Source organism: Merdimmobilis hominis, assembly GCF_016901855.1.
In the GTDB taxonomy this organism is placed as follows: domain Bacteria; phylum Bacillota; class Clostridia; order Oscillospirales; family Ruminococcaceae; genus Paludihabitans.
In genome coordinates, this window is the sequence record NZ_JACJKY010000003.1 from 120745 (window position 1) to 133750 (window position 13006).

Consider the following 13006-nt stretch of genomic DNA (forward strand, 5'->3'; position numbering starts at 1 on the left):
CGATGGCGATACGATATAAAGCCTTGACGGAGCTGTACCAGGAAACGCAGCGCAGCGTAACAGCTCCCGACCAGTGGCGGGCGTTTCTGGCTTCTGCCTGCCGTAACTACCGGCTTTCTTTCGATGAACAACTGCTTGTCTACGCCCAGCGCCCAGACGCCACCGCCGTCCTGGAGATCGAGCGATGGAACCGGCAATTTGGGCGCTGGGTAAACCGGGGCGCAAACGGCATTGCCGTTTTTGACGGCGAGCATACTGGCAAACCCCGGCTGAAATACTACTTTGACATTTCCGATACCCACGAGGCCCGTTTTCCCCGCCCCGTCCCCCTTTGGACGGTGCGGGAGGAATATGCGCCGGACATCATTGAAACGCTGGAAAACAGCTTTGGAGAGCTGGAGCGCAAGGAGGATTTGGGTGAAGCACTGCTCTCTGCGGCAAAGAACGCCGTGGAGGACAATATGCCCGACTACCTGGCAGAATTGAAAACCCTCACGGAAGGCAGCTTTCTGGAAGAACTGGATGAGCTGAACCTGGAAGTGGAATACCGCAGGGCGGTGCAAAACAGCATTGGATATATGCTGCTGGTGCGCTGCGGCCTTGACCCGTCTGAATATTTTGAGGACATGGATTTCCGGGATGTGACGGACTTTAACACCCCGCAGACGTTGAACGCTTTAGGCGTGGCCACCGGGGACATCTCCCAGATGTGCCTTTCCGCCATTTCCCGCACGGTTCTTGCCCTGCAAAGACAGCCCCAAAAAGAAAATCGCACATTTGAACCCCAGCAGAAAAACCAGTATGCTGTAACTGAACAGGAAAACACACAGCCGGAAAGGAGTTTTGAATATGACCGAGATCACTTACACCAGGCAGGGCGATTACAATCTGCCGAACCTTCTGCCGCCCCAGGAGGAGCCGGTTCCCCATGGGAAATACGCATTGCTTCGGAAGAAGTTCCTCAAGGAGCACCGCAGGGTGACGTACACCAACCTGCTGACCAGCGGCAAGCTGAACAGCCATCTGGCGGAGATCCAGCAGACCGCCCAGCGCCGGATGGAGCAGATCGTGGCGCAGATGGCCAAGAACCAGGGCGTGACGGAGGAACTGAAAGCCAGCGACCAGATGAAGTGGGTGCAGATGATGAGCAACCTGCAGAACGCGGCGGAGGAAACGGTGCTGGCGGAGCTGATTTACAGCTAATTGATGAACCGGAAGAAAGCGCAGGTGGCGAACAGCTCCCTGCGCTTTTGGATGAAAAGCAGATCATGGCCATCATCGCCAACAAAGATGATGACCTGAAATATAAGAAAAATCAGATCGAGCTTTTCTTTTCGGTTCACAGCGACGTTCAGGAACGGGCCGACTACCTGAAATCCGCTTATCAGGACCGGTACACTGAGATCATCGCTGACGGGCAGCGCCTGGGATATAAGCCCCAGGAGAATGGCCTGCTCATGTGGGAAGGCTCTTACCCATCCCGCACCAAGGAATCCGTTTTTTCCTGGGATATTGTGGCCCAGTGGACTGCCCAGCTCATTGACAAAAAAGAATATTTCATTCAGACGGACATCCCGCAGCTCCTTACCCAGGAGAGCCAGCAGATGTCCCTTTTTGATTTTGCGGCGCTTCAGCAGCCAGCCCAGGCCGAGGGTACGGCCCAACCATCCATTTTCCCTCACCCGGCTCTGCCTCAGCAGGTAATCGACGAGGCGCTGTGCATTGGTGCCAACGACCAGAACAGCCGCCTCATCATCTGCGCCTATTTCAAAAAGGATAAGCCGGACAATGCCAGGTTCCTGGCAGAGCACTATGGAGAGAACGGCGCTGGCTTTTATCTGGATGGCCGACAGTATGCCATCTGGTACAACGCCGAGGGAATCCGCATTGCCCAGGGCGAAAGCGCCCAGCGTTCCAGCGCCACCCTCATCCCCTGGGAACAGGCGGCGGCCCGTATCCGGGAACTGCTGGATTTGGGCCGGTATATGCCCCAGAGCGAGCTGGACCGGGTGGACGGGTATGAACGCCAGCAACGGGCCGCGCAGCTATGGTATCTCCGGCAGGATTTTGCAGAAGGCACCGCCGACGCGGGCTATCTTCCCACGGTGAATGCCATTTACGGCAAAAATCATGGGTTTCCAGAGGAAAGCGCCGCCATAAGCGATTTGTTAGGCCATCCGGAGGGGCTGCAGAACCTGCGGGATGAGCTGGAGCAGTTTGTCCAGGCATACAGAGAGAACCGGGAACTGCTGCGATTCCATTTCCACCGTCCGCAAAAATTGCTGGAGCAGCTTTCCGACCTGCAGCGGGAACCGCTGCACTTTACCGCCGCCGAAGGGTACGCCCCCCAGCGGCGTTTTTTCATCTCCGGGGACGAGATCGACAACCTTCTCCGGGGTGGAAAACGCAGCACCGATTACCGGCTGGCCGTGTATTCTTTCTATCGCAACCACACAGAGCGCAAGGAACGGGAGAATTTCTTAAAGCACTACCACGGCGAGTACAGCGGCCATTCCGGTGGGAATGACGATGTGACCTACCAGCTCAGTAAAGGTGTTTCTTTCAGCCACGGCAGTATTACCGCCCCCTACGCCAAGGTGGAGCTGAAATGGAACGCCGTGGAAAAGCGCGTCAGCGCCATGATCGCCCAGGGGCGGTTCCTCCCCGATGAGGACCGCGCCGCCATGCCGCAGTATGAGAAGCACCAGCTTGCCCGGAATATCCGCACTTTCTTTGAGAATGTGCCGCAGGAGCAGCCCCACCCCTATCCCTTTGGCTTTGACTATTGGGACGCGGTGAAGCTCATCGAGACGCAGCTTGACGACCCGGCCCGTGTGGAAGAAATCTATCAGATGATGGTCCCCGTTTGGGAGGCCACCCCGCAGGATGACAGGATGTATGCCCTGCGCCAGCAGGCATTTGAAAACCTCACCGCCTTCCGGCAGGGAACCTTCACGCTCTTTGCAGAGCACAAGGAGCCTGCGGCTCCTGCTATGCCGCAAGCCAAAGCCTACGACCTGGGCTATGGCCATTTGGGAAATGGGATTACTGTGTGGAACCGGCTGGAGGAAGAACACGGGGACTACAAAACGGTTGCCCACATCGCGCCGGACCGCACGGTAACGATTTATGATGAGGAAATGCCCCAGGCAGTGCGGGAGGAAATCCAGCGGATTGCTGACACTTCGGAAATGACCATTTCCGTGACCCAGGACGCGCCGGTGTTCGCCGTGCCACCCAGGGTACAGGAACCGCTTCAAAAAGAAGAACCGGCAGACCCCTACCCGGAGCTGGCCGCCCAGGTGCTGCGCTTTGTGGGAGAGTTTGACGGTTCCCGCATGGGCTATGGTGAAGATGACGCCCAAGCGTTGGAAAATATTGCCCAGCAGCTTCACGACCCCGTTCAGCGGGAGGAAATCCGCAGACTGCTTCAATCCTTCCTGGATCATGCGGACCCGGAAGAAGAAATCGCGGTGGACATCACCCTCTGTATGGAGCAGATCGGGGAGCTGCCCCTGGCCCTTACCCCGGAACAGGCGCAGATAGAAGAAATCGCCGGTTATCTGGAGGAGGCCGGATATGCGGCTTCCAGAGAACTGGTCGAAGAAGGCTTGATGGATTACCGTGCTCATGGCGGCAAAGGTAACAGCCAGGATGTTGCCGACTTCATTGAGCGCGAGTTTTTGTCCGAGGAGACGGAACCTGCTTCACTGGAGATCGCCAAAGAGTTTATCAACGATTTCTGCGAGGCCGAGTATGGCAGCCCAGCCGACTTCAGTGATCTGGAAAAGGTGGGCATTGCCTACACCACTGTCACGGATGAGGAAATCCCCATCCAGGTCAATGCCGATCTGGTCCATTACCGTATTGAGCGTTATCTGGGCGGGCAGTTTTTGGAGCGCAGGCAGTATGAGAGCCTGGATGAACTCATCCAAAATGAGCTGGCCGAACTGGATTTTGACGACCTTATTTCCGTTTCCGATGAGGAGCTGGAATCCATCAGTACCACGCCGGAGCAGGATTCGGATGACTACCGCTTACTCAGCCGCCTGAAAGCCGACTGCGACTACTTCCTGGGCGCTGGCGGACGGGCGGAAAAGCACCTGTGGGCTGGGAACGTGCGAGAGCAAATCGCCAAAATGCGGGAACTCTATGACGCCCTGCCGGAAAAACCGGAATGGCTCACCATGGAGGACATCGACCGCTATGCCCAGCGCATGGAGCCGCCTTTTGAGGTGGTGGTGTACCACCACTTCGAAAATGGCTATGATGAACGGCTGGATTACCAAACGCTGGCGGAGGCCGAACAAGCTGCGCAGAAATATGTGGCCGGCACTATGGAGGGCGAGGATGGCTTTGCCTATGATGGCGCGGGTATCTATGACCTTCAGGAGAACAGATGGCTGCGGGTTTACGGGAACTTCCCTGATGAACGAGCCATTGAGCAGGCAAAACAAGCCCCTGCCGCAGAGGAACAGCCAGCCAGCCCAGAGCAGGCCGATTTACAGCCTAAAAAAGAAGAAGCACTCCCCCTGCCGCCGAAGCACCCCCGCCGTGAGCGCATTACTTTCACAACCCTGCACCCGGAGGTCCCCAGGGATCAGCGCCATGATTTCCACATCACCGACGACGCCTTGGGCCACGGCACCCCCAGCGAGAAATACGCGGCCAATGCTGCCGCCATCCGCACCTTGAAGCAGATTGAGGCGGAGGAACGGCTGGCCACACCCGAAGAACAGGAAATCCTATCCCGCTATGTGGGCTGGGGCGGCCTTGCAAACTGCTTTGAACAAACCAGCCCCCATTATGAGGAACTGAAATCTCTGCTGGATTCGGAGGAATACGCAGCGGCCAGGGCCAGCTCCCTCACCGCCTTTTACACGCCGCCTGTGGTCATCCGGGGAATCTATAAGGCCCTCGCTCAGATGGGCTTTACCCAGGGCAACATTTTGGAGCCATCCTGCGGCACCGGTAATTTCCTTGGCTTGCTCCCCACAGATTTGGCGGGCAGCAAAGCCTATGGCGTAGAGCTGGATTCCATTTCCGGGCGGATTGCGGGCCAGCTTTACCAGAATGCCAACATTTCCGTAAACGGCTTTGAAACTGTGCAAATGCCCGACAGCTTTTTTGATGTAGCCGTGGGCAACGTCCCCTTTGGGGATTTCAAGGTGCTGGATAAACGGTACGACAAGCACCACTGGCTGATCCACGACTATTTCTTCGGAAAGACGCTGGACAAGGTGCGGCCCGGCGGTATTGTGGCGTTCATTACCAGCAAAGGCACTCTGGACAAGGAAAACTCCAGCGTCCGAAAGTACCTGGCACAGCGCGCCGACCTGATCGGGGCCATCCGCCTGCCGGATAACACCTTCAAGCAGAACGCCGGAACGGAAGTGACCAGCGACATCATCTTTCTGCAAAAGCGCGACCACATCACCGATTTAGACCAGGATTGGGTGCATTTGGACACGGATGAAAACGGAATCCGTATGAACCGCTATTTCGTGCAGCACCCGGAGATGATTCTGGGCGACATGGTGATGGAATCCACCCGGTTCGGGCCGGACAGCGCCTGCAAAGCCCGCGAGGGGGAAGATTTGTCCGAGCAGCTTGCCAATGCCATCCAGTTTTTGCAGGCGGAAATCAAGCCCTACGAGCTGGAGGAGCTGGACGAGGAGGAAGATCGCTCCATCCCTGCCGACCCCACAGTGAAGAATTTCAGCTACACGATTGCAGATGGGCAAGTATACTACCGGGAAAACAGCCTCATGCACCCGGTGGAAGTCTCCGTCACGGCGGAAAACCGCATCCGGGGCATGATCGAGCTGCGGGAATGTGTCCGCAGGCTCATTGAGTACCAGACCGAAGGCTACCCGGATGAGGAGATTGCAGCCGAGCAGCAAAAGCTCAATGACCTTTACGACAGCTTCACCGCCAAGTATGGGCTGCTGAACAGTCGCGGCAACAAGCTGGCCTTTTCGGAGGACTCCAGCTACTGCCTCTTGTGCTCTCTGGAGGTGCTGGATGAGCAGGGCAACCTAAAAAGAAAAGCCGATATGTTCACCCGGCGCACCATCCGGCCCCATGTGGCTGTCACCAGTGTGGATACAGCCAGTGAAGCGTTGGCGGTGTCCATTTCGGAAAAAGCCCGTGTGGATATGGACTATATGGCAGAGCTGTCGGGTAAATCCCTGGAGGAACTGGAAAAAGAGCTTGCCGGGGTGATCTACCGGGATATTCGCTGTGCGGAGAACCCGGAGGACATCCTGCCTTCTTTGGCGGATTTGAGCCGCTATCCTCTTGTCACGGCGGATGAGTACCTTTCCGGGAAAGTGCGCCAAAAGCTGCGGATGGCAAAAGCATTCCTGGAAGTGGCCCCTGACAATCAGAAGGAAACCGCCCGCAGGAATGTGGAGGCCCTGGAAGCCGTTCAGCCCCAGGATTTGGGCGCTGGAGAAATTGGCGTGCGCATTGGCGCGAACTGGGTGCCCATCGAGGTGTACCAGCAATTCATGGTGGAGCTGCTCACCCCCAATTACTATGTGCGGGACCGTATCAAAATCCTGCGCTCCGAAGCCACCGGCCAATGGAGCATCCGGGAGAAAAACGCCGACCGCAGCAATGTAAAAGCCAATACCACCTACGGCACCAAGCGGATGAGCGCCTACCACATCTTGGAGCAGACTCTAAATCAAAGGGATGTGCGGGTATTTGACTATATTGAGGACGAGAACGGCAAGAAAAAGCCTGTCCTCAACAAAAAGGAAACCGCGATTGCCCAGGACCGGCAGGAACTCATCAAGCAGAAGTTTGCCGAGTGGATCTGGAAAGACATCGACCGCCGGGAACTGCTGTGCCGTATTTACAACGAAACCTTCAACGGCGTCCGTCCCCGTGAGTATGATGGGCGGCACATCCGGTTTGAGGGCATGAACCCGGAAATTTCCTTACGTCCCCATCAGATCAATGCCATTGCGCACATTTTGTATGGCGGAAACACCCTACTGGCTCACGAAGTAGGGGCAGGCAAAACCTACGAGATGGTGGCCGCTGCCATGGAGATGAAGCGTTTGGGCCTTTGCACCAAGTCGCTGATCGTGGTGCCAAACCACATCACCGAGCAGTGGGCGGCGGAATGGCTCCAGCTCTATCCCAGCGCCAACATTTTAGTTGCCACGAAGAAAGATTTTGAAACCCAGAACCGCAAGAAGTTTTGCAGCCGCATTGCCACCGGGGACTATGACGCCATCATTATCGGGCACTCGCAATTTGAGAAAATCCCCATGAGCGTGGAGCGCCAGCAGGCTATTTTGGAGCGCCAGATTGAGGAAATCCTGGAAGGGATCGAACAGGCCAAGGTGCAGAAGGCGGAACGCTACACGGTCAAGCAGATGGAGCGTACCCGGAAATCGCTGGAGACAAGGCTGGCCAAGCTCAACGACCAGAGCCGCAAGGATGATGTGGTCACGTTTGAGCAGCTTGGTGTTGACAGGCTCTTTATTGATGAGAGCCATTATTTTAAGAACTTGTTTTTGGCGACAAAAATGCGAAACGTGGGCGGCATTGCCCAGACCGAAGCCCAGAAATCCAGCGATCTGTTTATGAAAACGCAGTACCTGGACGAGCTGACCGGCGGGCGCGGCGTGATTTTTGCCACCGGCACCCCTATCTCCAACTCCATGGTAGAGCTTTACACCATCCAGAGGTATTTGCAGTACAGGCTCCTGCAGGAGATGGGCCTGATCCATTTTGACGATTGGGCAAGTAACTTTGGGGAGACTGTCACCGCCATCGAGTTATCGCCGGAGGGCACCGGCTACCGTGCTAAAACCAGGTTTGCCAAGTTTTATAACCTGCCGGAGCTGATGGCTGCTTTCAAGGAGGTGGCTGACATCCAAACAGCGGATATGCTCAAACTCCCCGTGCCCAAGGCCAACTTCCACACGGAAGTAATCCAGCCCTCGGAGCTTCAGAAGGAGATGATAAAGGGGCTGGCGGAACGGGCTGAGAAGATTCGCGGCGGCGGTGTTGATCCTCATGTGGACAATATGCTGCGCATTACCAACGATGGAAGAAAACTGGCGTTGGATATGCGGCTGATTCAGCCTCTGGCCCCGGATGACCCCAATGGCAAGGTGGCTGTCTGCGCCCGGAATGTGTTCCGCATCTGGGAACAGACCAAAGAAAAACGCTCTGCACAGCTTGTGTTCTGCGACCTGTCCACCCCTACCACCGATGGCTCTTTCAGTGTTTATGACGACCTAAAAAAGAAACTGATGGACGCCGGTATCCCGGAGGAGGAAATCGCCTTTATCCACACGGCAGACAGCGAAGCCAAAAAGAAGGAGCTGTTTTCCAAGGTGCGCGCCGGGCAGGTGCAGGTGCTGCTGGGTTCCACGGCCAAAATGGGCGCAGGCACTAACGTCCAGGATAAGCTCATTGCCCTGCATGACCTGGACTGCCCCTGGCGGCCTTCCGACCTTCAGCAGCGGCTGGGGCGTATCGTCCGCCAGGGCAATGAAAATGAGGAGGTGGAAATCTATCGGTATGTAACGGAAGGCACTTTTGACGCTTACCTCTACCAGCTTGTGGAGAACAAGCAGAAGTTCATCGCCCAGATCATGACCAGCAAGGCCCCCGTCCGTGTGGCGGATGATGTAGATGAAACTGCCCTCAGCTATTCGGAAATCAAGGCATTGGCCACCGGCAACCCACTTATTATCGAGAAGTGCAACCTGGATATGGAGGTGGCGCGGCTCAATATGCTGAAAGCCAGCCACTTGAACCAGGTGTACGCTCTGGAGGAACTGGTGTATCGGAAATACCCGGAGGAAATCACCCGGCTCACGGAACGGATCGCGGGTTATGAGCAGGATGTGGCGCTGGTAGCGGACCACCCCAAGGCTCAGGAGGGCTTCTGCGGCATGGAGGTGGATGGCAAACACTACACCGAAAAAGAGGACGCAGGCAAGGCTATCATTGACGTTTGCACCCGCATGACTGGTTCCGACGCTGTTCTTTTGGGGCAGTACCGGGGCTTTTCCATGGTGCTGGCCTATGACGGGATGAGCAATGAATACCGGATCACCCTCAAAGGAACTCTTTCCCACACGGTGACGCTGGGCGCGGATGTGTTCGGCAATATCACCCGCCTGGACAATGCCCTGGAAAATCTGCCGAAAGCACTGGAGTCGGAACAGGCCAAGCTGGCAGAAACCAATGCCCAGCTTGAAAACGCCCGCACCGAACTGGCTGCCCCTTTTGCCCGCGAGGAGGAGCTGGCGGAGAAAACAGCCCGTTTGAAAGAGCTGAATATTCTGCTCAACATGGATGAGAAGGACAAAACATTGATGGACGATACCCCAGACGAGGGCGAGGATGTGCCTGCCCGGAGGGTTGCGGAGCTGGCACGGTAAAGGAGGATACGATGACCAACGAAGAATTAAATACCAGGCTCTATGAGAAAATGTTTGCGGAACAGGAGCAGTTCCGGGATTGGCTGCTCTCCCAACCGCCGGCTGAGATTTTGAACCATGCCTATGAGTACACGGTGCGGGAGGACATCCTGATGTCTCTTGAATACCACGATCTGGAGGATAGTCAGGCCAGGGCGCTGCTGAAATCTGACAAGCCCTTGAAGCAGATTTTTGAGCGGTGGGAGAACCAGGAAACCTCTTATATGGATACGGTATGGGATACTGTCCAGGAACAGGCCAGGGCCGCCGAAGCCAAACAGAAAGCCAAAGCGCAGAAAGAAAGGTGATCGCACATTTGCCATTGCGCTGCGGGGCAGGTATAGTATAATAAAAATCGTAACAAGGGGTGATGATAGATGGACGATAGCTACTGCCTGCTCCCGGAGCGCATTTCCGAGCAGTTTTCTGAAATCGACAGCGACATCGTGATGGATTTGGCGGCTGCCAGCCCGGAATATACCGAGTTGAAGGCCCAGATGGAGGAACTGAAACGCCGAAATCCTGTGATTGGCGCTCTGCTGGAGGGCAAGGGAGAACTTTCTTTTACCGCTGAGGAGCATGAAGCCTTGAAGGAATTTATCCGGCTGTATATGCGGGCCGATAATATGGAACGGGAACACATCTACTTTCGGGGCCATGCAGATGGATTTGCCTATCTGAAGAAAATCGGCGCTTTCAAAACGGAATAGCTCTTTAGGCGGCATGGAGAAATCCATGCCGCTTTTACATACCAAAATTCATTCGAACCCAAAAAAGGTTTTGTAGAAAATAAGTTTTTACGGATTACAAGTAAAAACTATTGATATTCTTGGAGTTTTTCGCTATACTACTAGTAAGGAACAAGGAGGCGAACGATATGATTATCCGACCACAATATATGAACACGCTGAAAACCTATCGGGATGTTCCGCTGGTGAAGATACTGGCAGGAATCCGGCGCTGTGGTAAATCCACAATTTTAGATATGCTGCGGGATGATCTGCTGAAAAGCGGGATTGCCGCAGACCACATTATCAGTATGCGCTATACGTCGGAGGACTTTGACGACGGTATGACCGACAAGGATATGTATCACGGTATCAAGGAGCAAATGACCGGCAATGGGCGCTACTATCTGCTGCTGGACGAAGTACAGGAAATTACCGGCTGGGAAAAAGCGGTCAACAGCCTGCTGGAAAACGCCGACACCGATATTTATGTGACCGGTTCCAATTCCAAGCTGATGTCCAGCGAGATCTCGACCTATTTGACGGGACGGTATATCTCCATCCCGGTCTATACCCTGTCCTTTGCTGAATATCTGGATTTCAAAAAAACGGATTCCCGTTCCCCAAAGGAGCTGTTAAACGAATATCTGCGGCTGGGTGGATTCCCTATTGTGGCGCTGGGCAACTTTGACGAACGCTCTGCCTATCAGATCGTGGAGGGAATCTATAACTCTGTGATTACCAACGATATTACAAAGCGGCATAACATCATGAACTTTGATTTGTTCAACCGTGTTGTTAAGTATATCGTGGAAAATGTGGGCAAGACCTTTTCTGCCAACGCCATTGCAAAGTTCCTCAAAAGCGAGGGGCGCTCCCTATCCGTGGAGGCAGTTTACAACTATCTGAACTGGCTGGAAAAGGCGTTTGTGATCTATCGCTGCCAGCGGTATGATTTGCAGGGAAAATCCGTGCTGAAAACCCAGGAAAAATTCTATCTGGCAGACGCTTCTCTGAAATACTGCATCATGGGTTTTAATCCGAAGTCCATTGCCGCTATGCTGGAAAACATCGTGTATTTTGAATTGCGGCGGCGGGGCTATGAAGTTTATATCGGGAAGAATGAAACGAAAGAAATTGATTTTGTGGCAGTGCAGCGCGACGAGCGTATCTACGTTCAGGTGTGCCGCAGGTTGCCGGAGGAATCGGATCGGGAGGTTGCCAATCTCCTCGAAATCAAAGACCACTATCCGAAATATGTGGTAACGCTGGATGAGCTGGCGGCAGGAAATATCAATGGCGTGAAGATCGTGCATTTGGCGGATTTCCTGCTGAGTGACACATACTGATTTAAGAGTGTGATACAGTGGCGAAAGAAGGGTGGATGTGACCAGACAGGGCGATTTTCTCATTTATTGCGTGGAGACCTACAAAAATGCCAAGCACTTGACTGGCAGGCAGGTGGCGGAACTCTTTACCCGTTACCATGTGTGGGACTATGTGTATTCCTGTTATGAAGCCCTGCACACCACCGGGGCCAATTATATCGTGGAGGACATCGACCTCTATATCGAGGCAAGGAAACCTGCTATGGCTTAAAGCTGTCTGACCGAAACTGCACATTCCCCATTCATATCTGCATATAAATCGCAAAAGTATATGCAGAAAAAGCCGATTGGAGCGATCCGGTCGGCTTTTTTCATATCTGAAAAGAGTACAGCCCCCTTTACATAGTCAGCTACCCCACATGGGGCGGCTAATCTACGGCTATGTGAAGGGGGCTGTATTTTTTTATGCCTTTTTACGATTCAGAAGCCATCGAACGGGCAAGGCAGGTGGATCTTCTCACCTATCTGCAAACCTGCGAACCCCAGGAGTTGGTCCATGTGTCCGGCAACGTCTACTGCACCAAGACCCATGACAGCCTGCGGATTTCCAACGGCAAATGGTGCTGGTTTTCCCGCGGGATCGGCGGTTACAGCGCGCTGGACTATCTCATCAAGGTCAACGGCTATTCCTTTCTGGAGGCCATGGAAACCATCTCCGGCAGGGCGGCTATCCCGCCGCCTTCCTTTGTGCCAGCGCCGAAGGAGGAAAAGCCTAAGAACCTGCTTCTGCCCCAGGCCGCCCCGGATAACCGGGCGATGATGGCCTATCTCAAGGGGCGGGGCATTGACCAGGAGATTTTGGACTACTGCGTCCAGACCGGACGGATTTATGAGAGCCGGAACAAGGGCCACGGCAACGTGGTTTTCGTTGGTTTTGACAAGGATGGCAAGGCGCGGTTCGGCTGCCTGCGGGGAATCAGCGAAGCCCGGTTCCACGGGGATTTAAGCGGTAGCGATAAGCAATTTTCCTTTGCTCTGCCCGCCTGCGTGGAAAATCCGGCAGTCCATCTGTGTGAGTGCGCCATTGATGTCATGTCCTATGCCACTCTCTGCAGGCTGGACGGGATCGACTGGCGGCGGCACAATCTGCTGTCCCTGGCCGGGGTGTACCAGCCAAAGAAAAAGATCGAGGAAAGCAAGCTGCCGGTGGCCCTCACCCGATTTTTGGAGGACCACCCCCATGTGAAAACCATCTATCTTCATCTGGACAACGACACCGCTGGCCGGCTGGCGGCCAAGGCAATCATGGCTGTCATGCCGGAGGGCTACCGGGTGGAGAACAAACCGCCGCCCCGTGGAAAGGATGTGAACGATTTTCTGTGCCACCGGCTGGGGATTCCCATTCGGGGCAGCCACAGCAAAGAGCCGGAGCGGTGAGTTGCCGGTTTCCCAGCTTCGACAGATTCTCCCTCTTGCAAATTGTTATCATATATGT

At 54.8% G+C, this 13006-nt stretch carries 6 protein-coding genes; all 6 read left to right on the plus strand.

Features of this window, described 5'->3' with window-relative positions:
- Window positions 1-2: 2 nt before the first annotated feature.
- The 6 genes from H6A12_RS02835 to H6A12_RS02860 all read left to right on the plus strand — a co-directional run bounded on the left by H6A12_RS02835 (window position 3) and on the right by H6A12_RS02860 (window position 12948).
- Entirely contained in the window at window positions 3-9416 is a 9414-nt protein-coding gene (locus H6A12_RS02835) for an LPD11 domain-containing protein (RefSeq protein ID WP_430623625.1), read from the plus strand.
- Window positions 9417-9427: 11 nt separating this feature from the next.
- Window positions 9428-9763, plus strand: a complete 336-nt coding sequence (locus tag H6A12_RS02840) for a DUF3848 domain-containing protein (protein ID WP_015535525.1) — start codon at window positions 9428-9430, stop codon at window positions 9761-9763.
- Between the two features lie 69 nt (window positions 9764-9832).
- Window positions 9833-10165, plus strand: a complete 333-nt coding sequence (locus H6A12_RS02845; RefSeq protein ID WP_204444569.1) for a DUF6664 family protein — start codon at window positions 9833-9835, stop codon at window positions 10163-10165.
- Window positions 10166-10332: 167 nt separating this feature from the next.
- Complete coding sequence (locus H6A12_RS02850) at window positions 10333-11532, plus strand: ATP-binding protein (protein ID WP_204444571.1); 1200 nt, start codon at window positions 10333-10335, stop codon at window positions 11530-11532.
- A gap of 37 nt (window positions 11533-11569) precedes the next feature.
- Window positions 11570-11782, plus strand: coding sequence for a DUF3791 domain-containing protein (locus H6A12_RS02855; RefSeq protein WP_204444573.1), 213 nt, complete (start codon window positions 11570-11572; stop codon window positions 11780-11782).
- A 194-nt stretch (window positions 11783-11976) separates the two neighbouring features.
- Window positions 11977-12948, plus strand: a complete 972-nt coding sequence (locus H6A12_RS02860) for a DUF3991 and TOPRIM domain-containing protein (protein ID WP_204444575.1) — start codon at window positions 11977-11979, stop codon at window positions 12946-12948.
- The last annotated feature ends 58 nt before the right edge of the window (window positions 12949-13006 follow it).